The sequence below is a fragment of the Acuticoccus kandeliae genome, from assembly GCF_003073115.1.
The window spans coordinates 937757-963636 of sequence record NZ_QBBV01000002.1 but is presented as its reverse complement, the minus strand read 5'-3'; the positions used below and the strand labels follow the sequence as shown (position 1 = coordinate 963636).

Genomic DNA, 25880 nt, shown 5'->3' with positions numbered 1-25880 from the left:
ACGTTGGACAGGGACGCGTGAACTCAGGAATGGACTTCTTTTCCATTGGTTCTGTCAGGTTGCCGAACAGGGCGGTCCTCGCGCCCATGTCGGGCATCAGCGACTGGCCCTTCCGCCAGATCGCGGCACGCTTCGGCGCCGGTCTCGTCGTCAGTGAGATGGTGGCGAGCGATCGCCTCCTCGCCAGGAAGACCGAGGCGCGGCTCAAGATGGAAGGCGAGGGGCTGAAGGTCCACGCCGTCCAGCTCGCCGGCTGCCGCGCCGACGATCTCGCGGAGGCCGCGCGCCTTGCCGAGGCGGCCGGTGCCCACATCATCGACATCAACATGGGCTGCCCCGCCAAGCGCGTCGTCGGCGGCTGGGCGGGCTCGGCGCTGATGCGCGACGTCAACCACGCCGCCTCGCTGATCGCGGCGACGGTGAAGGCCGTCAGCGTTCCGGTCACGGTGAAGATGCGGCTCGGCTTCGACCGCACGATGATGAACGCGGCCGAGCTTGCCGCCCGCGCCGAGGCCGAGGGGGCGCAGCTCGTGACGGTCCACGGCCGCACCCGCTGCCAGCGCTACAAGGGCACGGCCGACTGGCGGGCGATCCGCCCGGTGAAGGCGGCGGTGTCGATCCCGCTCGTCGGCAATGGCGATGTGAAGAGCCTCGCCGATGCCCGCGCGCTTCTCGACCAGTCCGGCGCGGATGCGGTGATGATCGGCCGCGCCGCGCTCGGCGCGCCGTGGCTTCCCGGCTTCGTCGGCGCCGCGCTCGACGGGACGCCGTGGCCGGAGGTGCCGTCGACGCCCGCCGCCCTCGCGGCGCTGGCGCTGGAGCACCATGACCGACTTCTCGACCATCTCGGCATCGAGATCGGGCTGCGCTGCGCGCGCAAGCACACCGCCGCCTATGCCGAGCACCTCGCGGGCGTTCCGCCGACGGTGCTGCGCGCCGCGCTCACCGCGCCGAGCCCGCAGGAGGCGCGCCGCGCGATGGTCGCCCTCTTCGACGCGGCGGACGGCCTCACCGACGCCTTCCACGCCAGCCTTTCCGACCGAACCCCTTTCACCAACAGCTTTGCGGAGGCCGCATGACAGCGCCGATGCGCCGAGTGACGTCTTCGGCGATTTTGAATGCGCTCCCCCACGCCGTCGTCGTCCTCAACGGGGAAGACGACATCATCGCCGCGAACGACGCGGCGCAGGGCTTCTTCGGCGCCTCGCTCTCGCATCTGCGCAAGCGTCCGCTCTCCGCCTTCGTGCCCTTCGGCAGCCCGCTCCTCACGCTTCCCTCGAAGGTGCGACAGGAAGAGGCAGGGATGGTCGAATATCGCGTCGACCTGTCCTCGCCCCGCCTAGGAACTGGGCAGATTGTCGATATTCACGCCATGCCGCTGCCCGAGGACCCGAGCATCGTTGTCCTGACGCTCGACCGGCCGTCGATGGCGGAGAAGATCGACCGCGCGCTCACCTCGCGCAGCGCGGCGCGGTCCGTCTCCGGCCTCGCGGCGATGCTCGCCCACGAGATCCGCAACCCGCTTTCCGGCATCCGGGGCGCGGCCCAGCTCATCGAGCCGACGCTCGAGGAGGATGATCGCGCCCTCGCGCGGCTGATCACCGCGGAGACCGACCGCATCGTGAAGCTCGTCGACCGGATGGAGGTGTTCGGCGACGCGCGGCCCGTGCAGCGCGCGCCGGTCAACATCCATGACGTGCTCGACCATGTGGAGCGCCTCGCCCGCTCGGGCTTCGCGCGCGGCATCGAGATCCGCAAGCACTACGATCCGTCGCTGCCGCCGGTCCACGCCAACCGCGACCAGCTCGTCCAGGTCTTCCTCAACCTCGTGAAGAACGCGGCCGAGGCGGTCGGCCCCACGGGAGGGTCGATCACCCTCACGACCGCCTTCCGTCCCGGGATGCGCGTTGCCGCACCCGGCTCGCCGCACAAGGTGAGCCTCCCACTTGAATTCTGCGTGAAGGACGATGGGCCCGGCGTCCCGGATGACCTCGTGCCGCATCTCTTCGAGCCGTTCGTCACCACCAAGACGAATGGAACTGGCCTCGGTCTTGCCCTCGTGGCGAAGATCGTGGGCGACCATGGCGGTGTGATCGAGATCGATTCCAACGCCGGAACGACAGTACGCGTGTTGATGCCGGCCTATCAGGCCAGCACTACCCAAGGAGACGGAGAACCATGACAGGCACGATCCTGGTCGCGGACGACGACGGCGCGATCCGCACGGTGCTGAACCAGGCCCTGTCCCGCGCCGGCTTCGATGTGCGCTGCACGTCGAACGCCGCGACCTTGTGGAATTGGATCGACCAGGGCGACGGCGACCTCGTGATCACCGACGTGATCATGCCGGACGAGAATGCCTTCGAGCTTCTGCCTCGCGTGAAGCGCCGGCGGCCGGACCTGCCGGTGGTGGTCATCAGCGCGCAGAACACCTTCATGACGGCGATCCGCGCGTCCGAGCGCGGCGCCTACGAATATCTGCCGAAGCCGTTCGACCTCAAGGAGCTCATCAACGTCGTCGGCCGCGCGCTGTCCGAGCCGCGGGCGAAGGCGGTCGAGCGCGCGCCCGAGGCGGTCGAGCCGATGCCGCTCGTCGGCCGGTCGGCGGCGATGCAGGACATCTATCGCGTCCTCGCCCGCCTGATGCAGACCGACCTCACCGTCCTCATCCACGGCGAGTCGGGCACCGGCAAGGAGCTCGTCGCCCGCGCGCTCCACGACTATGGCAAGCGCCGCAAGGGTCCGTTCGTCGCGATCAACATGGCCGCGATCCCGAAGGACCTCATCGAGGCGGAGCTGTTCGGCTACGAGAAGGGCGCGTTCACCGGCGCGACGAGCCGCCATTCGGGCCGCTTCGAGCAGGCCGAGGGCGGCACGCTCTTCCTCGACGAGATCGGCGACATGCCGATGGAAGCGCAGACCCGCCTCCTGCGCGTCCTCCAGGAGGGCGAGTACACGACCGTCGGCGGCCGCGCGCCGATCCGCACCAATGTGCGCATCGTGGCGGCGACCAACCGGGACCTGCGCCAATGGATCGGGCAGGGCCTCTTCCGCGAGGACCTCTATTTCCGCCTCAACGTCGTGCCGCTGCGCCTGCCGCCGCTGCGCGAGCGCAAGGAGGACATCGCCGACCTCGCCCGCCACTTCTTCGCGGCCTGCGAGGCCGAGGGCTTGCCGCCCAAGCGGCTCGATTCGGACGCGATCACCGCGCTTCAGGCGCACCGCTGGTCGGGCAATGTGCGCGAGCTCGAGAACCTCATCCGCCGCCTCGCCGCCCTCTATCCGGAGGACGTGATCACCGCAGCCCACATCGAGCACGAGCTCGATGACGGCCCGGCCGCCGCGACGCCCGCGACCCCCGCCGGCGGCATGAGCGAGACGCTGCAGGAGGCGGTCGAGCGCCACCTCAACGACTATTTCGCCGAGTTCGGGCCGGGCCTGCCGCCGCCGGGCCTCTACCACCGCATCATGCGGGACGTGGAATATCCGCTGGTGAGCGCGGCGCTCGCGGCGACGCGCGGCAACCAGATCAAGGCGGCCGAGCTCCTCGGGGTGAACCGAAATACCTTGCGCAAGAAGATCCGCGATCTCGACGTGCGGATGATGCGCGGCGTCCGCTAAGCGGCGCGGCGCGCCGGTCGGGCGGAGGAGACCTCCGCCCGCATTCTCCTATTCGGCCGCGATGAGGCGGCTGTCGGTCGGCGTGTCGTAGACGGCGCGCAGCTCCGCCTCGCGCTCCAGCGCGCGCTCCGTGTTCGCCGCGCGCACCGGACCATATCCCTTGATCATTGACGGCCAGCCGGCGAGCGCCACCGCGTCGGCCGAGCGCTCGGCCGTCAGCGTCGCCGCGATGTGGGCGAGCGTTTCCTCGTAGCGCACGAGGAGGGCGCGCTCGCCGCGCCGCTCCGCGCTCCAGCCGAACACGTCCCACGGCCGGCCGCGCACGCGCTTCAGCTTCGCAAGCAGCGGCATCAGGCGCATCAGCCACGGCCCGAAGGCCCGCTTGCGCGGCCGCGCGCCTGGGCCTTCGGGTTGGCGCAGGCCCGGCGGGGCCATGTGGAAGGTGAGGGAATCCCAGCTCTCGAACTGGCTCTTCAGCTGCGCCTCGAAGCCGCCATCGGCGAAGAGGCGGGCGACCTCGTATTCATCCTTCACGGCCATCAGGCGGTAGAGATTGTCGGCCGCCATCTCGATGAGGGCGTCGTGCGCGATCCCGGTCCGGTCGGCCGCGAGGGTGAGCGAGTCGATCTGGCGGGTGAAGCGCGCCGCGTAGGCCGCATCCTGGTAGGCGGCGAGGCTCTCCTGCTTCTGCGCGATCCGCGCGAGCAGCGTCTCCCCGACCATCCGGTGGGGGAGCGTCGTGCCCGTCGCGGCGGCGACGACAGCCTCCGCCGCCGCGGGATCGGCGACAATCAGGCGGCCGAGGCGGAAGGCGTCGATGTTCATCGCGACCGCCGCCCCGTTCATGCGGATCGCCGCCTCCAGCGAGGCGGCCGAGACGGGGAGCGAGCCCGACTGATAGGCGGCGCCCATCACCATCATGTTGGCCGCGATCGCGTCGCCGAAGACGGCCTTCGCCTGGGCCGTCGCGTCGAAGGCGAGGGTGCGTGCGCGCGCCTCCAGCGCCCGCACGATGCGCCGGCCGGGGAGGCGCAGGTCGATGTCGCGCGTGAACTCGCCGGGGAGCTGCTCGTGCGTGTTCGCGACCACCATCCCGTTCGGCGCGATGGCGGCGAGCACCTTCGCCGAGCCCGCGACAGCGATGTCGCAGCCGAGGACGGCGCACGCCCCGCCGGGCCCGACGCGGATCGTCTGCACGTCCGCGGGCGTCGGTGCGATCTTGATGTGGGAGAGGACCGCGCCGCCCTTCTGGGCGAGGCCCGCCATGTCGATGACGCCGACGCCGCGTCCTTCGAGGTGGGCCGCCATGCCGATCACCGCCCCGACCGTGACGACGCCGGTGCCGCCGACGCCGGTGACGAGGATGCCGACCGGCTCATCGCACGGCGCGCGCTCCGGCTCGGCTATGTCGGCCGGGATCGTCGGCTTCGCCGCCTTGCGCAGGACGCCGCCATTCACGGTGACGAAGCTCGGGCAGAAGCCCTTCAGGCAGGAGAAGTCCTTGTTGCAGCTCGACTGGTCGATCTGGCGCTTGCGGCCGAAGGCAGTGTCGACCGGCTGGATCGCGACGCAGTTCGACTGCACCCCGCAATCGCCGCATCCCTCGCACACGCGCTCGTTGATGACGACGCGGCGGTCGGGGTCGGGGAAGGCGCCGCGCTTGCGCCGCCGCCGCTTCTCCGAGGCGCAGGTCTGATCGTAGATCATGACCGTCACGCCATCGATCGCGGCGAGGCTCTCCTGCACGGCGATCACGTCGTCGCGGTGGTTGACGCTGACGGAGACGGGCAGCGCGCCGGGGGCGTATTTCTCCGGCTCGTCCGACACGATCGCGACGGACTTCGCGCCCTCCGCCCGCATCTGCGCGGCGATGGCGGGGACGCTGAGGCCGCCATCGTGGGTCTGGCCGCCGGTCATCGCGACGGCGTCGTTGAAGAGGATCTTGAAGGTGATGTTGATTCCGGAGGCGACGGCGGCGCGCACGGCGAGGGAGCCGGAATGGTTGTAGGTCCCGTCGCCGAGATTCTGGAAGAGGTGGCGGCGGGTTGAGAAGGGGGCCTCGCCGATCCACTGCGCGCCTTCGCCGCCCATGTGGCTGAACCCCTCGGTCGAGCGGTCCATCCAGAGCGACATGAAGTGGCAGCCGATGCCGGCCGAGGCGCGCGAGCCTACCGGCACGACGGTCGAGGAGGAGTGCGGGCAGCCGGCGCAGAAATAGGGCCGGCGCTCCACGATGCTCTCGGTCCGGGTGAGGCGCTCCAGGAGGTCCTGCGCCGCGGCGAGGGGGGCGCGCACGCGCTCCCCGCCGCGCGCCAGGATGCGGCTGCCGATGACGGCCGTCACGTGCGTCGCGTCGAGCGCGCCGTTCGCGCGGAAGAGGGGAGCGCCGGTCTCGTCGGTCTTGCCGATGATCTGCGGCGCGTTGGCGGTGCCGTAGAGGATGTCCTTCATCTGCGGCTCGACGAGGCCGCGCTTCTCCTCGACCACGATGACGAGATCGAGCCCTTGCGCGAAGTCGCGCACATCGTCCGGCTGGAGCGGCCAGGGGCAGCCGACCTTCATGAGGCGGATGCCGAGATCGGCGAGCGCCACCTCGTCGAGCTTCAAGGCGTTCAGCGCCTCGAGGACGTCGAGCCAGCTCTTGCCGGTGCCGACGATGCCGATGCGCGGGGTGCGCCCGCCGCGCGCGAGGATCGGGTTGAGGCGGTTCGCGCGCACGAAGGCGAGGGCGGCCGGCAGCTTGTGGGCGTGGAGCCGCGCCTCTTCGCCGAGCGGATCGAAGCCCATGCGGATATTGAGGCCGCCGGGCGGCATCTCGAAGGGGGGACGCTTGATCGTGAGGCGGTCGATGCGCCCGTCGATCGAGGCCGTCGCCTCCACGGTGTCCTTCACGCACTTGAGGCCGACCCAGAGGCCGGCAAAGCGGCTCATCTCGAAGCCGAGAAGGCCGAAATCCACGATGTCCTGCACGCCGGATGGGGAGAGGATCGGGATGAGGACGTTGATCATCCCGAATTCGGACTGGTGCGCGGTGGTCGAGCTCTCGCAGGTGTGATCGTCGCCCATCAGCGCGAGGACGCCGCCGAGCGGGGCGGTGCCGGCGAGGTTGGCGTGGCGGAACACGTCGCCCGTGCGGTCGACGCCGGGGCCCTTGCCGTACCACATGCCGAAAACGCCGTCGGTCCGGTTCTCGCCGTGGAGGGCGGTGCGCTGGGTACCCCAGAGGGCCGTCGCCGCGAGGTCCTCGTTGAGGCCGGGCTGGAAGAGGATGTCCTCGCCGAGGACGGCCTTGGCGCGGGTGAATTGCTGGTCGAGCCCGCCGAGCGGGGAGCCGCGATAGCCGCTGATATAGCCGGCGGTGCGGTGGCCGGCGGCCCTGTCGCGCGCCTGCTGGGCGAGGGCGAGGCGGATGAGCGCCTGGGTGCCCGAGAGGAAGACATCCGCCTTGGTGAGGTCGTACTTGTCGTCGAGCGAGACCGATCGGCTCACGTTACACCTCGTATCATTCCAACGAAGCGTACGCGCCTGTGCGCCGGCCCGCAACGCGGAGCGGGCCGGTGATTTTGCCTATTGGCGGCAGCCGGGGAGCAATTCGGGGCGGTATTCGAAGTGCATCGTGTCGTAATGATACCAGCGCCCGCCCCAGATGAAGCAGTGCCGCTCGAAGACCTCGACGATCTCGATCGGGATCTGGTTGCGGTAGGGGATCACCCCGCCGGCGGGCGCCTTGTCCCAGCGCCAGTAGTTCGTGAACTTCGTGTTGATGTCGATCGCGGCGCCGAACGAATGGACGCTGAGCCGGTTCGTCCCGGCGATCGGGCGCCACAGGAAGGACCCGCCCGTGGGGGCGAGATATTTGTGGAAGCGCTGGGGGAGGCGTTGGAGGTCGTCGGAGATCGCGGCGACCTTGTCGGCGACGCCGAAGCGGGTGGTGACGTTCATCGTCCCGCCGCCGAGGCGCGGCACCCACGGCACCGATTTCAGCGTCCCGCGCACCGCCCCCTCGCTCGACCCGTAGAGGGCGCGGAAGAAGGCTTCGTTGCGCACGCGGCCGGGGTCATGGTCGCGCGGCGGGGTGAGCTGCCCGCGCGCGGCGGGTGGGTAGGGGTAGGCGAACATGTCCTCCACGTCCGGATCGGTCAGGAGCTCGGCCGGCGATTTGCGCCGCCCGTCATCGAACACGATGCGCTCGCCGGACGGGAAGACGACCGCGTTGCCGCTGATCGTGAAGGCGCCCGGATAGGCCGCGAGGAGGCGCTTGGCGGCATTGCCCGACGCTGCGCCGCCGCCGGGCGCGGGAGCGCTTTGCGCAGCCGGGGCGGGCGCGGCTGTCGCGGGGGCGGGCGTGGTCGGGGCGGCGTTGCGCTCGCCGCCGCCCGTCAGGCGCTGCCAGAAATTGCCGCCGCCATTGTTGGTGTTGCGCTGGGTCGGGCGGATCGGGTTCGCCTCGGGCGCCTGCGCGACAACGATCGCGCCGTCGGTCGCCATCGCCGCGCCGGCGGGGAGGCCTGCGAGGGCGGCGGCCAGCGCGATGCGGGCGAGGGTGGGGCGACGGCGCATGGCGATCCTCCGGTCTTGCCGCGCCGCGCCGGCCGCGCCATGCGACGGGCCGGTGGGCGGGGCGTCATCGAGCGCCTAACATGGCAGCCGGCGGTGTGCGAGAGCAGACCGGGTCTTGCGCAGGCGGGCGTCTTCGGTGACTGAACGCTGCGGGAATGCGATGGAGGACGACGATGGACGTGCGCGCAGCGGTGGCATTCGAAGCGGGCAAGCCGCTCGAGGTGACGACGGTCCAGCTCGAAGGGCCGCGCGAGGGCGAAGTCCTCGTGGAGATCATGGCGACGGGGATCTGCCACACGGACGAATTCACGCGCTCCGGCGCGGACCCCGAGGGGATCTTCCCCGCGATCCTCGGCCATGAGGGCGCGGGCATCGTGCGCGAGGTGGGGCCGGGGGTGAAGTCGGTCGCCGTCGGCGATCACGTCATCCCGCTCTACACGCCCGAGTGCCGTGAGTGCGAATACTGCCTCAACCCCAAGACCAACCTGTGCCAGAAGATCCGCTCGACCCAGGGCGCGGGCCTGATGCCGGACGGCTCCTCCCGCTTCTCGATCAAGGGCGAGAAGGTGTTCCACTATATGGGCACCTCCACCTTCGCGAACTTCACGGTGCTGCCTGAGATCGCGGTTGCGAAGATCCGCAAGGACGCGCCGTTCGACAAGGTCTGCTATATCGGCTGCGGCGTGACGACGGGCATCGGCGCGGTGGTCAACACGGCGAAGGTGGAGCCCGGCTCCAACGTCGTCGTCTTCGGCCTCGGGGGCATCGGCCTCAACGTCATCCAGGGCGCGCGCCTCGTCGGCGCGAACATGATCGTCGGCGTCGACATCAACCCCGAGCGTCGCGCCTGGGGCGAGAAGTTCGGCATGACCCACTTCGTGAACCCGAAGGAGGTCGACAATGTCGTCGCCGCGATCGTCGAGCTCACCAAGGGCGGGGCGGACTACTCGTTCGAGTGCATCGGCAACGTGACGACGATGCGCCAGGCGCTGGAGTGCGCCCACAAGGGTTGGGGCGAATCGATCATCATCGGCGTCGCCGGCGCGGGGCAGGAGATCTCCACCCGTCCCTTCCAGCTCGTGACCGGCCGCTCCTGGCGCGGCACGGCCTTCGGCGGCGCGCGCGGCCGCACGGACGTGCCGAAGATCGTCGAGTGGTACATGGACGGGAAGATCCAGATCGACCCGATGATCACCCACACGATGCCGCTCGAAGACATCAACAAGGGCTTCGACCTGATGCACCACGGAGAGAGCATCCGCGGCGTCGTCGTCTACTGAGGTCCGTCGGCCCCGCTTCGGCGGGGCGGCGCCGCGGCGCGGAGGGCGGTCCCGAGATCGCCTTCCGGGTGTCGCAAAAGCGTCATTCGCATTTCGCGCCCCGTTGCCTATATGGGCGGGACGGAGAGCACGATGCTGAGACGTTTTGAGCGGCTGGTCGATCCCTATCCCACCCGCGAACCCCAAACACCGCCCGAAGGCTTCCTGCCCTTCGTCTGGCACTATACGCGCGACGTGTGGCCGTGGGTCCTCGTCATGGCGCTGGGCTCGGTCGCGATCGGCCTCGGCGAAGCCTTCCTCTACGGCTTCTTCGGGACCCTCGTCGACTGGCTGACGACGCGCGACCGCTCGACCCTCCTCGCCGAGGAGGGGTGGACGCTGGCGCTCGTCGGCGGGGCCATCCTCGTCGGCCTGCCGGCGCTCGTCCTCATTCAGACGGCGGTCGTCCACCAGACGCTTTCGGGCAACTATCCGATGATCGTGCGCTGGCTCGCGCACCGCCAGCTCCTGCGCCAGCCGATGAGCTTCTTCGCGGACGAGTTCGCGGGCCGCATTGTGACGAAGGTGATGCAGACCGCGCTCGCCGTGCGCGACACGGTCATGCGCGTGTTCGACATCTTCGCCTATGTCGTCGCCTACTTCACCGGCATGATCGTCGTCGCGGCGCAGGCGGACTGGCGCCTCATGATCCCGATGCTCATCTGGGCGGCGCTCTATGTCGGCTCGCTGGTCCACTTCGTGCCGCGCCTCAGCCGGGCGTCCGAGGCGCAGGCCGACGCCCGCTCCACGATGACGGGCCGCGTCGTCGACAGCTACACCAACATCCAGACGGTGAAGCTCTTCTCCCACGCCCAGCGCGAGCGCGACTACGCGCGCGAGGCGATGGACGACTTCCTCGGCACCGTGCATCGCCAGATGCGGATCATCTCGTGGTTCAACGTGGCGAACTACGCGCTGAACGCGATGCTCCTCTTCTCGATCGGCTTCCTCGGCATCCGCTTCTGGATGGCCGACACGATCTCGCTCGGTGCGCTCGCCGTGTCGGTGACGCTCGTCCTGCGCCTCCAGGGCCTCTCGCACTGGGTGATGTGGGAGATGACGATGCTGTTCGAGGCGATCGGCACCATCGCCGACGGCAAGACGATGATGTCGCGCAAGCCGACCGTGGTCGACGCGGACGATGCGCGGCGGCTGCACGTGACGAAGGGCGAGATCGTCTTCGACGGGATCCGCTTCCACTATGGCAAGGCCCGCGGCGTCATCGACCATCTGGCGCTGACGGTGCGGCCGGGTGAGAAGATCGGCCTCGTCGGCCCGTCCGGCGCGGGCAAGACGACGCTGATGAACCTCCTCCTGCGCCTCCATGATCTGGAGGCCGGGCGCATCCTGATCGACGGCCAGGACATCGCGCGGGTGAGCCAGGATTCGCTGCGCGAGGCGATCGGCGTCGTGACGCAGGAGCCCGCGCTGCTTCATCGCTCGATCCGCGACAACATCGCCTACGGAAGGCCCGACGCCACCGACGCGGACATCCGCGAGGCGGCGCGGCGGGCGAACGCGCTCGAATTCATCGACGCGCTCACCGATCCGAGCGGACGCTCCGGGTTCGACGCCCATGTGGGCGAGCGCGGCGTGAAGCTCTCGGGCGGCCAGCGTCAGCGCATCGCGATCGCGCGGGTGTTCCTGAAGAATGCGCCGATCCTGGTGCTCGACGAGGCGACGAGCGCGCTGGATTCGGAGGTCGAGGCGGCGATCCAGGAGAGCCTCTTCGCGCTGATGGAAGGCAAGACCGTGATCGCGATCGCGCATCGCCTGTCGACGATCGCCTCGCTCGACCGGCTCGTGGTGCTGGATCGGGGGCGGATCGTGGAGGAGGGCGGCCACACCGCGCTGGCCGAGGCCGGCGGGCTCTATGCGCGGCTCTGGTCGCGCCAGTCGGGGGGCTTCATCGCCGCCGACACCGCGACCGACGCCGCAGCGTAAGGACCGGCCGCTGCGGCGGCCGGCATTCGCTCAATACATGGTCGCGACGTAGTTCTCTTCGACCTTCTTGTCGGCGCTCGCGCCCGTCTCCGCGTCGACCGGGGCGCCATTCGCGACCTCCAGGATCATCGTCGCGAGGCCTGGCATCTCGGACCGGTCCTGCCGGCTCGCCGGATCCCACAGCTTGGAGCGGCGGAAGGCCTTCGCGCAGTGGAGGAACACCTCGTCCACGTCGACGACGATCGCGACCGTCGGCGCGCGGCTCTTCACCGCCATGGCTTCCAGGAGGGCCGGCGCGGTGGTGATGCGCGCCCGCCCATTGATGCGCAGCGTCTCGTCGAAGCCCGGAATCATGAAGATCACACCGACGGACGGGTTCGCGATGAGGTTCGACATCGTGTCGAGCCGGTTGTTGCCCGGCCGGTCGGGGATCGCGATCGTCTTGTCGTCGAGGACCTGGACGAAGCCCGGCGGGTCGCCGCGCGGGCTCACATCGGCCTTCCCGTCGGCCCCTTGCGTGCCGACGACGATGAAGGGGGAGCGGGCGATGAAGTCGCGGTCGTGGTGGTTGAGATGATCATGCGCCTTCGCAACCGAGAGCGGGCTCTTCTCCTTGAAGTGGCCACGGAGCGCCTCCTCGGTGTGGATTTGGTGCGAATTGATCTCGTCCATCACGAACTCTCCTTCATCGACGCTGGACGCGTCCGTGCCGGGAGGCTATCTCAGGTTCCGACGCGGGTGTAGCTCAATGGTAGAGCAGCAGCCTTCCAAGCTGACGACGAGGGTTCGATTCCCTTCACCCGCTCCAGGCGTCGCGCGGGTTCCGCCGACACCCCCAGTCCTTCACAAAAATCCATGTCCTGATGGCTCTGCGCGCTGCGGTGCGTCGCAGGTGATCCCGCGCCACCGTCCGGCCCCCACCCGTACACTGCCCTGGTGGGCCGGGACCGGACGGCTTTGCGCCGGGACGAGACGGCGCGGGCGGCTGTCCCCCGCCGATCGGGGGAATGGAAGGGGGAGAGGGGTTCGGGGAGGGCGGTGCGGCGAAAATTTCGCGTGCGATCCCCATGAAGATCGCGGATCGGGCGACAGCAGGCTTGCAGTGGGCGGGGAAGCCGCTTATTGCAAAGGCCGCCTAGGGGCGTAGCTCAGTTGGTAGAGCGGCGGTCTCCAAAACCGTAGGCCGGGGGTTCGAGTCCCTCCGCCCCTGCCATTCCCCGTCATCGGTGGCCCGAAGCAGCCTTTTTCCGCCGGTGACGACTTCTCCACAGGGAGAGTGCGACGCGTTCGTCGGCGCGACCCTTGACTTTTTCAATTTTGGAGCCCTTTGAGGCGCCGAGGGGGTTGCATCCGTCCCCCACTGTTGTTAGCTAACCAATCTACGAGACGCCCGAAGGGGGTCGTGCGTCTCGCCGCTCAGACGATCGGTGGTGAATGAGCCTTGTGACAGCGTCGCAAGGCTTCGCTGCGTCTGGTGAGACAATCTCGCCTCGTCTGGCGAATAGAGGGGTCCTCGTGGCGACGAATCCGTTCCAATTCATCCAGGAAGTCCGGACCGAGACGAAAAAGGTGGTCTGGCCGACCCGGCGCGAGACGATGATCACCACCGTGATGGTGTTCATCATGTGCGCGTTCGCGTCGCTCTTCTTCTTCCTGGTCGATCAAGTCCTCGGCTACGGGGTCGGTTTGGTTCTTGGTTGAAGCACTCTACCAGGCTGCGCACCACGGACCATCGAGGCAAGAGCGAATGAAGAAGCGCTGGTACATCGTCCACGCCTACACGAACTTTGAGAACAAGGTGCGCGACGCCATCGTCCAAGAGGCGGAGATGCGCGGCCTGACCGACATGTTCGAGGCGGTTCTCGTCCCCAAGGAGAAGGTGACCGAGGTTCGCCGCGGCCGCCGCGTGGACACGGAGCGCAACTATTTTCCGGGCTACGTCCTGGTGAAGTGTGCGCTGACCGACGAGGTGTTCCATCTCATCAAGAACACGCCGAAGGTCACGGGGTTCCTGGGTGCGACCCAGCGCCCGCAGCCGATCCCCGACCGCGAGGCCGAGCGGATCCTGCACCAGGTGACCGAAGGGGTCGAGCGTCCGCGCCCGACCGTGTCGTTCGAGGTCGGCGAGCAGGTCCGCGTGTCGGACGGTCCGTTCGCCTCGTTCAACGGCTATGTCGAGGAAGTGGACGACGAGCGGGCGCGCGTGAAGGTGGCGGTGTCGATTTTCGGCCGGCCCACCAATGTCGAGCTCGAGTACGCGCAAGTCGAGAAGATCTAGGCGCCGCGTTTCGCGCGCCGACGAGTTGCGGGAGGTGAACCGGGCGGCCAACCCGGCGATCCTGAACCGCGAACGGGCATGGGGCCCGAATTTGGCAGGACCTTCGGGTCCGAAGGAGTGAAGAATGGCAAAGAAGGTTGCCGGCTACATCAAGCTGCAGGTGCCTGCCGGCGTCGCGACCCCGTCGCCGCCGATCGGCCCGGCGCTCGGTCAGCGCGGTCTGAACATCGTGATGTTCACGAAAGAGTTCAACGCGAAGACCCAGGACATGGAAAAGGGCGCGCCGTGCCCGACCGTGATCACCTATTACACGGACAAGTCCTTCACCTTCGAGATCAAGACGCCGCCGGTGTCCTTCTTCCTGAAGAAGGCGACGGGCCTGAAGTCGGGCTCCAAGGCGCCTGGCAAAGAAGTCGCCGGCAAGGTCACGAAGGCGCAGGTGAAGGAAATCGCCGAGGCCAAGATGAAGGACCTCAACGCCGACAGCGTCGAGCAGGCGATGAAGATGGTTGAGGGCTCCGCCCGCTCCATGGGTCTGGAGGTCGTGGAATAATGGCCAAGATCACGAAGCGCATGAAGGCTGTCTATGACGGCCTCGACCGCAACAAGTCGTACGGCCTCGAAGAGGCGGTGAAGCTCATCAAATCGCGCGCGTCGGCCAAGTTCGACGAGAGCGTGGAGCTCGCCATCAATCTCGGCGTCGACCCCCGTCATGCCGACCAGATGGTCCGCGGCGTGTGCGTTCTTCCGAACGGCACCGGCAAGGACGTGAAGGTTGCCGTGTTCGCCCGTGGCGACAAGGCCGAAGAGGCGAAGGCCGCCGGGGCCGACATCGTCGGCGCCGAGGAGCTCGTCGCAGAAGTGCAGGCCGGCAACATCAACTTCGAGCGTTGCATCGCGACGCCGGACATGATGCCGCTCGTCGGCCGTCTCGGTAAGGTTCTGGGCCCCCGCGGCCTGATGCCGAACCCGAAGGTCGGCACCGTGACCCCGGACGTGGCGCAGGCCGTGCGCGACGCCAAGGGCGGCGCCGTCGAGTTCCGCGTCGAGAAGGCGGGCATCGTGCACGCCGGCGTCGGCAAGGTCTCGTTCGACGACCAGAAGCTCGTCGAGAATATCCGCGCCTTCTGGGACGCGGTGAACCGTGCGAAGCCGACGGGCGCCAAGGGCACCTATATGAAGAAGGCCGCGATGAGCTCGACGATGGGCCCGGGCGTGAAGCTCGACCTGTCGACGATGGTCGCCGACGCCTGAGACACGAGGCGCACCGTCTCGCTCCGGCGAGGCGGTGCTGCCGTGAGCTGGAGATCGCATGACGTCAGGCGGGAAACAACCGAGCCGCATCCAGCGCATGGTGCTGGGCGCGTGCGTGGCCGCCGCAACCGTCTTCGTCATCCGCCTCGCGCAGATTTTTCTGGGCTGAGGCGCGGCCGGCGGTCCCTGCGGGGACGGTGTCCGGCGCCGCGCCAGGCTGAGAACGGGCCGACCGTGCCGAGAGGGCCGGGGGCCGGATCTAGAGAGAGTTCTGCGGACCACGGTCCGCGTCAGTGCTTCGTGAGGCCATGGCTTCGCGAGGGTCGCTCCGGCCAACCCTTCGGGGGCGTGTCGGGGCAGCCTGTCCGAGACTGCAGGTGGGATCCTTAGGGATCGCTTAATCGCCCTGCATAGACGGGGGTCGGAACGGGATACCGTTCGCCTTCGGGACGGGTTTTAGCCGTCCGTCCTGGTTCACCACCAGGCCGGGCAAATCGAGCGGATGGGACCTCGCAAAGGTGACCATCCATTGTCTTGGAGAGAACGGTGGACAGAGCCGCAAAGCGCGAAATGGTGAGCTTCCTCGATGAGGTGTTCGCCAACTCCGGCTCCGTGGTCGTGACCCAGTATGCGGGTCTGACCGTCGCCGAGATGACTGAACTGCGTCGCCAGATGAAGCAGGCTGGTGCGAAGTTCAAAGTCATCAAGAACAGGCTCGCCAAGATTGCGCTCGAGAATGTCGACAGAAGCGTGGTGGCGCCGCTCTTCACCGGTCCCGTGGGCATTGCCTATGGGGTTGATCCGGTCGCGGCTCCGAAGGTTCTGACGGAATACGTCAAGAAGAACGAGAAGCTCATCATCATCGGCGGCCTCCTCGGCACGTCGGCGATGGATCAGAAGGGTGTCGAGGCGCTCGCCAAGATGCCCTCGATCGAAGAGCTTCGCTCCAAGCTTCTGGGCTGCATGTTGCAGCCGGGGACCAATCTGGCACGCGTGCTCAACGCGCCGGGCAACAAGCTTGCCTCGCAGCTTAACGCACCCGCCCAGAACCTCATCGGCGTCTTCGCGGCGCAAAAGGCGAAACTGGAAGCGGCGGCTTAACGGCCACTCGAACCGACAACCTGAAAGAGAAGTAGAAACATGGCCAATCTCGAAAGCCTGTACGAAGAGCTGTCGAAGCTGACGGTTCTCGAAGTGTCCGAGCTCGTGAAGAAGCTCGAAGAGGGTTGGGGCGTCTCCGCTGCGGCGGCCGCTCCCGCCATGGCGATGGCGATGCCGGGCATGGGTGGCGGTGCTGAAGCCGCTGCTCCGGTTGAAGAGAAGACGGAATTCGACGTCGTTCTCGACAACGCCGGCGACAAGAAGATCAACGTCATCAAGGAAGTCCGTGCCATCACGGGTCTTGGCCTGAAGGAAGCCAAGGACCTCGTCGAAGGTGCGCCGAAGACGGTGAAGGAAGCCGCGTCGAAGGACGAGGCCGAGAAGATCAAGAAGCAGCTGGAAGAAGCCGGCGCGAAGGTCTCCCTGAAGTAAGGGGGCCGTGCCGGGCCGCTGTTCTGGCCCGCAAGGTGGCGCACGCGCCACCATCCGATGATCTGCCGGCGCTCCTCATGCGAGCGCCGGCCTTTCGCGTCGTTGGGGGCGGCGACGCGGCGAAGGCGCGGGGAAGCCGCGCAGAAGGGGCAAAAAGCACGATATGACGCAAGCGTTCAGCGGTCGTAAGCAGGTCCGGAAATTTTTTGGCTCGATCCGTGAAGTCACGGAGATGCCGAACCTGATCGAGGTGCAGAAGGCATCCTATGATCAGTTCCTCTTGGTCGACAAGCCCGAGGGCGGGCGGGGCGACGAGGGCATGGAAGGCGTCTTCCGGTCCGTTTTCCCGATCTCCGACTTCGCCGGCACCGCGATGCTCGAGTTCGTGGACTACGAGTTCGAGGCGCCGAAATTCGACGTGGACGAGTGCCGGCAGCGCGACATCACGTTCGCTGCGCCGCTGAAGGTGAAGCTTCGCCTTGTCGTCTTCGACGTCGACGAGGACACGGGCGCCAAGAGCCCGAAGGAATTCAAGGAACAAGACGTCTACATGGGCGACATGCCGCTCATGACCGAGAACGGCACGTTCATCATCAACGGCACCGAGCGCGTCATCGTCTCCCAGATGCACCGCTCGCCGGGCGTGTTCTTCGACCACGACAAGGGCAAGACCCACTCCTCGGGCAAGCTCCTGTTCGCGGGCCGCATCATTCCTTATCGCGGCTCCTGGCTCGACATCGAGTTCGACGCCAAGGACATCGTGCACGCGCGTATCGACCGCCGCCGCAAGATTCCCGTCACCAGCCTGATGATGGCGCTCGGCTTCTCGCCGGAAGAGATCCTGCACACCTTCTACGACCGGATCGCCTACACGCGCGACGGCGACGGCTGGCGCATGCCGTTCGACGGCGACCGGATGAAGGGTCTGAAGGCCCACACCGACCTCATCGACGCCGACACCGGCGAGCTCGTGATCGAGGAGGGCCGCAAGATCACGGCCCGCACCGTCAAGCAGCTCACCGAGAAGGGCGTGAAGGCGCTGCGCGTCACCGATGACGAGCTTTATGGCCGTTATCTCGGCGACGACATCGTCAACTTCGAGACGGGTGAGATCTTCGCCGAGGCCGGCGAAGAGATCGACGAGAAGATGCTGAAGCGCCTTCTCGATACCGGCCTTGCCGAGATCACCGTCCTCGACATCGACCACGTCACCAAGGGCGCCTACATCCGCAACACGCTCTCGGCCGACAAGAACGAGACGCGCGAGCAGGCCCTCTTCGACATCTATCGCGTGATGCGTCCCGGTGAGCCCCCCACCATCGAGACCGCCGAGGCGATGTTCGAGTCGCTCTTCTTCGACCCGGAGCGCTACGACCTCTCCGCCGTCGGCCGCGTGAAGATGAACATGCGCCTCGACCTCGATGCCCCCGACACGCAGCGGACGCTGCGCAAGGAGGACATCATGGCGGTCATCAAGACGCTGATCGACTTGCGCGACGGCAAGGGCGAGATCGACGACATCGACAATCTCGGCAACCGCCGCGTGCGTTCGGTCGGCGAGCTCATGGAGAACCAGTATCGTCTGGGTCTCCTGCGCATGGAGCGCGCCATCAAGGAGCGCATGTCGTCCGTCGAGATCGAGACGGTGATGCCGCAGGACCTCATCAACGCGAAGCCCGCTGCGGCCGCGGTGCGTGAGTTCTTCGGCTCCTCGCAGCTCTCGCAGTTCATGGACCAGACGAACCCGCTCTCCGAGGTGACGCACAAGCGCCGTCTCTCGGCGCTTGGCCCGGGCGGTCTGACCCGCGAGCGCGCCGGCTTCGAGGTGCGCGACGTGCACCCGACCCACTATGGCCGCATCTGCCCGATCGAGACGCCGGAAGGCCCGAATATCGGCCTCATCAACTCGCTCGCGACCTTCGCGCGCGTGAACAAGTACGGCTTCATCGAGGCCCCGTACCGCAAGGTCGTCGACGGCAAGGTGACGGACGACGTCGTCTACCTGTCGGCGATGGAGGAATCGAAGCACGCGGTCGCCCAGGCGAACGCGCAGCTTCTGGACGACGGCCGCTTCGCCGACGAGCTCACCATCGCGCGTCACCAGGGTGACGTGTCGATGATGCCGTCCGAGCGCGTCGACCTCATGGACGTGTCGCCGAAGCAGCTCGTGTCGGTCGCGGCCGCGCTCATCCCGTTCCTCGAGAACGACGACGCGAACCGCGCGCTGATGGGCTCGAACATGCAGCGTCAGGCCGTGCCGCTGGTGCGCGCCGAGGCGCCGTTCGTCGGCACCGGCATGGAAGCGACCGTCGCCCGTGACTCGGGCGCCGCGATCGCGGCCCGCCGCACCGGCGTCGTCGACCAGGTGGACGCGACCCGTATCGTCATCCGCGCGACGGAAGATCTCGACCCGACCAAGTCCGGCGTCGACATCTACCAGCTGATGAAGTTCCAGCGGTCGAACCAGAACACGACCGTCAACCAGCGTCCGCTGGTGTCGGTCGGCGACCAGGTCGCGAAGGGCGAGATCATCGCCGACGGGCCGTCCACCGAGCTCGGCGATCTCGCGCTCGGCCGGAACGTGCTCGTCGCGTTCATGCCGTGGAACGGCTACAACTTCGAGGACTCGATCCTCCTGTCCGAGCGCATCGTGCGCGACGACGTCTTCACCTCGATCCACATCGAGGAATTCGAAGTCGCCGCCCGTGACACCAAGCTCGGGCCGGAAGAGATCACGCGCGACATCCCGAACGTCTCTGAAGAGGCGCTGCGCAATCTCGACGAGGCGGGCATCGCCTATATCGGCGCGGAAGTGCAGGCGGGTGACATCCTCGTCGGCAAGATCACGCCGAAGGGCGAAAGCCCGATGACGCCGGAAGAGAAGCTTCTGCGCGCCATCTTCGGCGAGAAGGCGTCGGACGTGCGCGACACGTCGCTTCGCGTGCCGCCGGGCGTGACGGGCACCATCGTCGAGGTGCGCGTCTTCAACCGCCACGGCATCGAGAAGGACGAGCGCGCCCAGGCGATCGAGCGCGAGGAGATCGAGCGTCTCGCGAAGGACCGCGACGACGAACAGGCGATCCTCGACCGCAACGTCTATGCGCGTCTGCGCGAGGTGCTGACCGGCCAGACCGCCGTGTCCGGCCCCAAGGGCTTCCGCAAGGATTCGGAGATCACCAAGGAGGTGCTCGACGACGCCCCGCGCAGCCAGTGGTGGACGTTCGCGCTGACCGACGAGAGCCTGCAGGCCGACATCGAGGCCATGCGCGAGCAGTATGACGATGCCCGCAAGCGCTTCGAGGAGCGCTTCATGGACAAGGTCGAGAAGCTGCAGCGCGGCGACGAGCTGCCGCCGGGCGTCATGAAGATGGTCAAGGTCTTCGTGGCGGTGAAGCGCAAGATCCAGCCGGGCGACAAGATGGCCGGCCGTCACGGCAACAAGGGTGTCGTGTCGAAGATCGTGCCGATCGAGGACATGCCGTTCCTGGAAGACGGGACGCACGTCGACATCGTGCTGAACCCGCTCGGCGTGCCCTCGCGCATGAACGTCGGTCAGATCCTCGAGACGCACCTTGGCTGGGCGTGCGCGGGTCTCGGCAAGCGCATCGGCGAGCTCGTGCGTCTCGCGAAGGAGAGCGGCGACACCGCGCAGCTCAAGACGACGATGATCGACATCTATGATGGCGGCACGTCGGAGCCCATCGCGGAGTATGACGACGAGTCGGTCCTGGCGCTCGGCCAGCAGCTGTCGAAGGGTGTGCCGATCGCGACGCCGGTGTTCGACGGCGCGCGCGAGCCGGACATCGTGGAGTTGCTCGAGAAGGCCGGTCTCGACCGGTCGGGTCAGTCCATCCTCTATGATGGTCGGACCGGCGAGCAGTTCGATCGCCCGGTGACGGTCGGCTACATCTACATGCTGAAGCTGCACCACCTGGTCGACGACAAGATCCACGCGCGTTCGATCGGCCCGTACTCGCTCGTCACCCAGCAGCCGCTGGGCGGCAAGGCGCAGTTCGGCGGCCAGCGCTTCGGCGAGATGGAGGTGTGGGCCCTCGAAGCCTACGGCGCCGCCTACACGCTGCAGGAAATGCTGACCGTGAAGTCGGACGACGTCGCGGGCCGCACCAAGGTCTACGAATCGATCGTCCGCGGCGACGACACGTTCGAGGCCGGTATCCCGGAGAGCTTCAACGTTCTCGTGAAGGAAATCCGGTCGCTCGGTCTCAACGTGGAGCTGACGGACGTCGAGCGGGATCTGGTGATCAACAACGACATCGACGCGCGCAAGCTCTACGCCGCGGAGTGAGCCACGGTTGTCGCAACCGAAGACGATTTTGTTCGTGGGGGGATGCCCGCGGTCCGGCACGACGGCGCTCACGCGCCTTCTCAACTGTCACCCGGACATCCTGCTCGGCAACGAGCGCTACTACTGGCCCATGGACAAGCACCATGCGACGCCCGATCTGTTCGACCGGGCGCGCTTTCTCGAGATCCGGGAGGGAGACACGCACAGTGGCGCCCGTGACCCATACGCAGGATCGGACGCAGACCAGAAGTTCGACGGCGCGCGCTATGTGGGGGACAAATATCCCCCCATCTATCGCGCCTACGACTTCCTGGCCGAGCGCTTCCCGGACGCGCGGGTCATCGCCATCGTGCGCAATCCCTTCTCGGTGGCCGAGAGCTACGAGGTGCGAGCGCGCAATGACGGGGACGACTGGCGGCGTGACCACGCGCAGGGGATCCGGGACTGGAGCGCCTCGGTCGTGCGCACGGCAAAGGCGGTCGAGAGCGGCATGAAGGTGACGGTCGTGAGCTACGAGCGCCTGTTCGCGGCGGGGGCGGATATTTCGCCCCTCTACGCGGCGCTCGGCCTCGATCCCGCCCCGGCCTTTCCCGCCGCTGACGGCATTCTGCAACACGCGCAGCGGGTTGGCGCGAAACCCGCACCGCGCAACGACACCATCCGGTTCGAGGTCGCCCTCAAGGCGCAGTTCGGACCCTATCGCAAGCTCGTCACCGAGCACTGCATTTTTGGTTGACGGCCCTCGCTGACAATTCGGCAGCCAGGGGGACAAGAGGAGAGACGCCTTGAACCAGGAAGTGATGAACCTGTTCAACACGCAGGCGCCCACGCAGACCTTCGACCGGATCCGGATCTCGATCGCGAGCCCGGAGAAGATCCGCTCGTGGTCGTTCGGCGAGATCAAGAAGCCGGAGACGATCAACTACCGCACGTTCAAGCCAGAGCGGGACGGTCTGTTCTGCGCCCGTATCTTCGGCCCGATCAAGGACTACGAGTGCTTGTGCGGCAAGTACAAGCGCATGAAGTTCAAGGGCGTCATCTGCGAAAAGTGCGGCGTCGAGGTGACCCTCTCGCGCGTCCGGCGCGAGCGGATGGGCCATATCGAGCTTGCCGCCCCGGTCGCCCACATCTGGTTCCTGAAGTCGCTGCCCTCGCGCATCGGCCTTCTGCTCGACATGACGCTGAAGGACCTCGAGCGCGTCCTCTACTTCGAGTCCTACATCGTCACCGAGCCCGGCATGGTGACGTCGATCAAGAAGGGCCAGCTCCTGTCCGAGGACGAGTATCTCTCGCTCCAGGACGAGTATGGCGAATCCTTCACCGCGATGATCGGCGCCGAGGCGATCCGTGAGCTTCTCCTCCAGCTCGACCTCGAGCGGGAACGCGAGCAGCTGCGCAAGGAGATCGCCGAGTCGACGTCCGAGCTGAAGCCGAAGAAGCTCGCCAAGCGGCTGAAGATCGTCGACGGGTTCCTGGAGTCGGGCAACCGTCCGGAATGGATGGTCATGACGACGATCCCGGTGATCCCGCCGGATCTGCGTCCGCTCGTCCCGCTCGATGGCGGCCGCTTCGCGACGTCGGACCTCAACGACCTCTATCGCCGCGTCATCAACCGCAACAACCGCCTGAAGCGGCTGATCGAGCTGCGTGCGCCGGACATCATCATCCGCAACGAGAAGCGGATGCTGCAGGAGTCGGTTGACGCGCTGTTCGACAACGGCCGTCGTGGCCGCGTCATCACGGGCGCCAACAAGCGTCCGCTGAAGTCGCTCAGCGACATGCTGAAGGGCAAGCAGGGCCGCTTCCGCCAGAACCTCCTCGGCAAGCGCGTCGACTATTCGGGCCGTTCGGTGATCGTGGTGGGTCCGGAGCTGAAGCTCCACCAGTGCGGTCTGCCGAAGAAGATGGCGCTCGAGCTGTTCAAGCCGTTCATCTATTCGCGCCTCGACGCGAAGGGCTACTCGTCGACCGTCAAGCAGGCGAAGAAGCTCGTCGAGAAGGAGAAGCCCGAGGTTTGGGACATCCTCGACGAGGTGATCCGCGAGCACCCGGTTCTCCTGAACCGCGCGCCGACGCTTCACCGCCTCGGCATCCAGGCGTTCGAGCCGAAGCTCATCGAGGGCAAGGCGATCCAGCTTCACCCGCTGGTCTGCACCGCCTTCAACGCGGACTTCGACGGCGACCAGATGGCCGTGCACGTCCCGCTGTCGCTGGAAGCGCAGCTGGAAGCGCGCGTCCTGATGATGTCGACGAACAACATCCTGCATCCGGCGAACGGCCAGCCGATCATCGTGCCGTCGCAGGACATCGTCCTCGGCCTCTATTATCTCTCGATCCTGTCGGAGAATGAGCCGGGCGAGGGGATGACGTTCGGCTCGATGGCCGAGCTGCAGCATGCGCTCGACGCGAAGGTGGTGACCGTGCACTCCAAGGTGCGCGTGCGCTACAAGACCGTCGACGAGGACGGCAACCCGATCTCGCAGATCCACGAGACGACGCCGGGCCGCGCCCTCATCGGCGACCTGCTGCCGCGTTCGCCCAAGGTTCCCTTCGACATCTGCAACCAGCTGATGACGAAGAAGAACATCTCCAAGATGATCGACGCGGTGTACCGCTCGACCGGTCAGAAGGAGACGGTGATCTTCTGCGACCGCGTGATGTCGCTCGGCTTCTCGAACGCCTTCAAGGCGGGCATCTCTTTCGGCAAGGACGACATGGTCATCCCCGAGGAGAAGTATCGCGTCGTCGAGGAGACGGCCGAGCTCGCGAAGGAATACGAGCAGCAGTACAACGAAGGCCTCATCACCCAGGGCGAGAAGTACAACAAGGTCATCGACGCCTGGGCGAAGTGCACGGACCGTGTCGCCGCGGCGATGATGGAGAAGATCTCTGCCGTGGAGAAGGACCCGGAAACGGGCCGGACCAAGCAGATGAACTCGGTCTACATGATGAGCCACTCGGGTGCCCGTGGTTCGCCGACCCAGATGCGTCAGCTGGCGGCGATGCGCGGCCTCATGGCCAAGCCCTCGGGCGAGATCATCGAGACCCCGATCACGTCGAACTTCAAGGAAGGCCTCACCGTTCTGGAGTACTTCAACTCCACCCACGGTGCGCGTAAGGGCCTTGCCGACACCGCGCTCAAGACCGCGAACTCGGGTTATCTCACCCGCCGTCTCGTGGACGTGGCGCAGGACGCGATCATCTCCGAGGTGGATTGCGGCTCGACCCGCGGCATCACCATGGAGCCGATCGTCGACGCCGGTCAGGTCATCGCGACGCTCGCGAGCCGCGTTCTCGGCCGCACCGCGGCGGAAGACGTGCTCAACCCGTCGACGGGCGAGCTGATCGCGCCGAAGGGCAAGCTGCTCGACGAGAAGGATGTCGATGTGATCGAGGCCGGGCGCCTCCAGAGCATCAAGATCCGCTCGGTGCTGACCTGCGAGACGCGCAACGGCGTCTGCGCGGCCTGCTACGGGCGCGACCTTGCCCGCGGCACGCCCGTCAACATGGGTGAGGCGGTCGGCGTCATCGCGGCGCAGTCGATCGGCGAGCCGGGCACGCAGCTCACGATGCGTACCTTCCACGTCGGCGGCACGGCGCAGGTGGTGGACTCCTCGTTCATCGAGTCCTCGTTCGAGGGCACGATCGCGATCAAGAACCGCAACCTGGTGCGCGACTCCGACGGCAACCTCATGGTCATGGGCCGCAACGTCCAGGTCGCGGTGATCGACACCGACGGCACGGAGCGCGCGAGCTACAAGCTGACCTACGGTGCGAAGCTGCACGTGGACGAGGGCGATGCCATCCGCCGCGGCCAGCGCATCGCGGAGTGGGACCCCTACACCCGCCCGATCCTCACCGAGGTGGAAGGCACGGTGGACTTCGAGGATCTCGTCGATGGCATCTCCGTCCTGGAGGCGGCCGACGAGGCGACGGGTATCACCAAGCGCGTCGTCACCGACTGGCGCACGCACACCCGCGGCTCCTCGCTGCGGCCGGCCGTGATCGTGAAGGGCTCGGACGGCAGCATCCTGAAGCTGCCGCGCGGCGGTGACGCCCGTTATCTCCTCTCGGTCGACACGGTGCTGTCGGTCGACACGGGCAACAAGGTCCACGCCGGTGACGTGCTGGCGCGTATTCCGCTGGAAAGCGCGAAGACGCGTGACATCACGGGTGGTCTGCCGCGCGTCGCCGAACTCTTCGAGGCGCGTCGTCCGAAGGACAACGCGATCATCGCGGAGATGGACGGCACGGTCCGCTTCGGGAAGGACTTCAAGAACAAGCGCCGGATCATCATCGAGCCGGCGTCGGATTCGGGGCTCGAGCCGATCGAGTACATGGTGCCGAAGGGCAAGCACATTCACTTGCAGGACGGCGACCCGATCGAGAAGGGCGACTACATCCTCGACGGCAACCCGGCGCCGCACGACATCCTGGCGATCCACGGCGTTGAGGCGCTCGCCGCCTACCTCGTCAACGAGATCCAGGGCGTCTACCGCCTCCAGGGCGTCGGCATCAACGACAAGCACATCGAGGTGATCGTTCGCCAGATGCTGCAGAAGGTCGAGATCTCGGATCCGGGCGACTCCGATCTCCTCGTCAACGAGCAAATCGACCGTCTGGAGCTCGACGAGCTCAACGACGTGCTCCTCGAGGACGGCAAGAAGCCGGCTTCGGGCCAGCCGGTCCTTCTCGGCATCACGAAGGCCTCGCTGCAGACGCGGTCCTTCATCTCCGCGGCCTCCTTCCAGGAGACCACCCGCGTGCTGACCGAGGCCGCCGTCTCCGGCAAGGCCGACCAGCTCGAGGGTCTGAAGGAGAACGTCATCGTTGGCCGTCTCATCCCGGCCGGCACCGGCGGCATGATCAACCGCATCCGCGAAGTCGCCGCCAAGCGCGACGACCTCATCGAGGAGGCGGAGCGTCAGGCCCAGCGTGCTGGCGAGGGCGCCCAGATGATCGCGGACATGCGCGACACGAGCCCGGTGCCCGGCGAGTAAGCCGAGCGCACCTGTGAACAACGAAACGGCCGCCTTCGGGCGGCCGTTTTGCGTTTGGGGCGCCG

17 protein-coding genes and 2 tRNA genes are annotated in these 25880 nt (G+C 67.2%); 16 read left to right on the top strand and 3 right to left on the bottom strand.

All coding sequences use genetic code 11. The annotated features are described in order from the left end of the window. Positions 1 to 29 precede the first annotated feature (29 nt). The 3 genes from dusB to ntrC are packed head-to-tail and all read left to right on the top strand — an operon-like array spanning position 30 to position 3621. Positions 30 to 1079, top strand: a complete 1050-nt coding sequence (dusB, locus tag DBV35_RS17215) for a tRNA dihydrouridine synthase DusB (protein ID WP_108661535.1) — start codon at positions 30 to 32, stop codon at positions 1077 to 1079. Beyond that, positions 1076 to 2182 carry a two-component system sensor histidine kinase NtrB gene (locus tag DBV35_RS17210; RefSeq protein WP_108661534.1) on the top strand — a complete coding sequence of 369 codons (1107 nt, stop codon included), beginning with the start codon at positions 1076 to 1078 and terminating at the stop codon, positions 2180 to 2182. The genes dusB and DBV35_RS17210 overlap by 4 nt, the downstream gene beginning before the upstream one ends. Next, entirely contained in the window at positions 2179 to 3621 is a 1443-nt protein-coding gene (gene ntrC, locus DBV35_RS17205) for a nitrogen regulation protein NR(I) (protein WP_108661533.1), read from the top strand. Before DBV35_RS17210 ends, ntrC begins: the two co-directional genes overlap by 4 nt. Positions 3622 to 3669: 48 nt before the next feature. On the opposite strand, the gene DBV35_RS17200 is transcribed toward ntrC, so the two are convergent. Both DBV35_RS17200 and DBV35_RS17195 read right to left on the bottom strand, forming a co-directional pair. Beyond that, on the bottom strand, positions 3670 to 7110 hold the full coding sequence (locus DBV35_RS17200; RefSeq protein WP_108661532.1) for an indolepyruvate ferredoxin oxidoreductase family protein: 3441 nt from the start codon (positions 7108 to 7110) through the stop codon (positions 3670 to 3672). Positions 7111 to 7188: 78 nt separating this feature from the next. Further along, on the bottom strand, positions 7189 to 8181 hold the full coding sequence (locus DBV35_RS17195) for a M15 family metallopeptidase (RefSeq protein WP_108661531.1): 993 nt from the start codon (positions 8179 to 8181) through the stop codon (positions 7189 to 7191). A gap of 173 nt (positions 8182 to 8354) precedes the next feature. Here DBV35_RS17195 and DBV35_RS17190 point away from each other — a divergent pair, with 173 nt between their 5' ends. Beyond that, entirely contained in the window at positions 8355 to 9461 is a 1107-nt protein-coding gene (locus DBV35_RS17190) for an S-(hydroxymethyl)glutathione dehydrogenase/class III alcohol dehydrogenase (RefSeq protein ID WP_108661530.1), read from the top strand. A gap of 132 nt (positions 9462 to 9593) precedes the next feature. After that, positions 9594 to 11444: an ABC transporter ATP-binding protein gene (locus DBV35_RS17185; RefSeq protein WP_108661529.1), complete on the top strand. Its 1851-nt coding sequence runs from the start codon at positions 9594 to 9596 to the stop codon at positions 11442 to 11444. 30 nt (positions 11445 to 11474) lie between these two features. Here DBV35_RS17185 and DBV35_RS17180 read toward each other — a convergent pair whose 3' ends face one another. Next, the gene (locus DBV35_RS17180; protein ID WP_108661528.1) at positions 11475 to 12116 is read right to left on the bottom strand and encodes a pyridoxamine 5'-phosphate oxidase family protein; all 642 of its coding nucleotides are present in this window, start codon (positions 12114 to 12116) and stop codon (positions 11475 to 11477) included. A 62-nt stretch (positions 12117 to 12178) separates the two neighbouring features. Between DBV35_RS17180 and DBV35_RS17175 the strand changes: the two genes are divergently transcribed. The 11 genes from DBV35_RS17175 (at position 12179) to rpoC (ending at position 25815) form a co-directional block, all read left to right on the top strand. Further along, positions 12179 to 12252: transfer RNA gene (locus DBV35_RS17175), tRNA-Gly, on the top strand. A 329-nt stretch (positions 12253 to 12581) separates the two neighbouring features. Continuing rightward, a tRNA-Trp gene (locus DBV35_RS17170) sits at positions 12582 to 12657 on the top strand. 302 nt (positions 12658 to 12959) lie between these two features. Next, complete coding sequence (gene secE / locus DBV35_RS17165) at positions 12960 to 13145, top strand: preprotein translocase subunit SecE (protein ID WP_108661527.1); 186 nt, start codon at positions 12960 to 12962, stop codon at positions 13143 to 13145. Between the two features lie 46 nt (positions 13146 to 13191). After that, complete coding sequence (gene nusG, locus DBV35_RS17160; RefSeq protein ID WP_108661526.1) at positions 13192 to 13722, top strand: transcription termination/antitermination protein NusG; 531 nt, start codon at positions 13192 to 13194, stop codon at positions 13720 to 13722. Positions 13723 to 13846: 124 nt separating this feature from the next. Next, the gene (rplK, locus tag DBV35_RS17155) at positions 13847 to 14275 is read left to right on the top strand and encodes a 50S ribosomal protein L11 (RefSeq protein ID WP_108661525.1); all 429 of its coding nucleotides are present in this window, start codon (positions 13847 to 13849) and stop codon (positions 14273 to 14275) included. Beyond that, a complete protein-coding gene (gene rplA, locus DBV35_RS17150) occupies positions 14275 to 14976 on the top strand; it encodes a 50S ribosomal protein L1 (RefSeq protein WP_108661524.1) in 702 nt (233 codons plus the stop codon). Before rplK ends, rplA begins: the two co-directional genes overlap by 1 nt. A 546-nt stretch (positions 14977 to 15522) precedes the next feature. Next, positions 15523 to 16077 (top strand): 50S ribosomal protein L10, encoded by a 555-nt coding sequence (gene rplJ, locus DBV35_RS17145; protein WP_108661523.1) that lies wholly within the window; start codon positions 15523 to 15525, stop codon positions 16075 to 16077. Positions 16078 to 16116: 39 nt separating this feature from the next. Next, the gene (gene rplL / locus DBV35_RS17140) at positions 16117 to 16509 is read left to right on the top strand and encodes a 50S ribosomal protein L7/L12 (protein WP_108661522.1); all 393 of its coding nucleotides are present in this window, start codon (positions 16117 to 16119) and stop codon (positions 16507 to 16509) included. Between the two features lie 163 nt (positions 16510 to 16672). Next, positions 16673 to 20815 carry a DNA-directed RNA polymerase subunit beta gene (rpoB, locus tag DBV35_RS17135; protein WP_108661521.1) on the top strand — a complete coding sequence of 1381 codons (4143 nt, stop codon included), beginning with the start codon at positions 16673 to 16675 and terminating at the stop codon, positions 20813 to 20815. A gap of 7 nt (positions 20816 to 20822) precedes the next feature. After that, positions 20823 to 21551 carry a sulfotransferase family protein gene (locus tag DBV35_RS17130; protein WP_108661520.1) on the top strand — a complete coding sequence of 243 codons (729 nt, stop codon included), beginning with the start codon at positions 20823 to 20825 and terminating at the stop codon, positions 21549 to 21551. Positions 21552 to 21600: 49 nt separating this feature from the next. Then, positions 21601 to 25815, top strand: a complete 4215-nt coding sequence (rpoC, locus tag DBV35_RS17125; protein WP_108661519.1) for a DNA-directed RNA polymerase subunit beta' — start codon at positions 21601 to 21603, stop codon at positions 25813 to 25815. Positions 25816 to 25880: the final 65 nt, after the last annotated feature.

Excerpts from the sequence above, each read along its gene's own strand:
- rplK (WP_108661525.1), top strand. The coding sequence starts at position 13,847 with ATGGCAAAGAAGGTTGCCGGCTACATCAAGCTGCAGGTGCCTGCCGGC.
- DBV35_RS17190 (WP_108661530.1), top strand. The coding sequence starts at position 8,355 with ATGGACGTGCGCGCAGCGGTGGCATTCGAAGCGGGCAAGCCGCTCGAG.
- DBV35_RS17195 (WP_108661531.1), bottom strand. The coding sequence starts at position 8,181 with ATGCGCCGTCGCCCCACCCTCGCCCGCATCGCGCTGGCCGCCGCCCTC.
- DBV35_RS17180 (WP_108661528.1), bottom strand. The coding sequence starts at position 12,116 with ATGGACGAGATCAATTCGCACCAAATCCACACCGAGGAGGCGCTCCGT.
- dusB (WP_108661535.1), top strand. The coding sequence starts at position 30 with ATGGACTTCTTTTCCATTGGTTCTGTCAGGTTGCCGAACAGGGCGGTC.
- nusG (WP_108661526.1), top strand. The coding sequence starts at position 13,192 with ATGAAGAAGCGCTGGTACATCGTCCACGCCTACACGAACTTTGAGAAC.
- rplL (WP_108661522.1), top strand. The coding sequence starts at position 16,117 with ATGGCCAATCTCGAAAGCCTGTACGAAGAGCTGTCGAAGCTGACGGTT.
- rpoB (WP_108661521.1), top strand. The coding sequence starts at position 16,673 with ATGACGCAAGCGTTCAGCGGTCGTAAGCAGGTCCGGAAATTTTTTGGC.
- ntrC (WP_108661533.1), top strand. The coding sequence starts at position 2,179 with ATGACAGGCACGATCCTGGTCGCGGACGACGACGGCGCGATCCGCACG.
- DBV35_RS17185 (WP_108661529.1), top strand. The coding sequence starts at position 9,594 with ATGCTGAGACGTTTTGAGCGGCTGGTCGATCCCTATCCCACCCGCGAA.
- DBV35_RS17210 (WP_108661534.1), top strand. The coding sequence starts at position 1,076 with ATGACAGCGCCGATGCGCCGAGTGACGTCTTCGGCGATTTTGAATGCG.
- rplA (WP_108661524.1), top strand. The coding sequence starts at position 14,275 with ATGGCCAAGATCACGAAGCGCATGAAGGCTGTCTATGACGGCCTCGAC.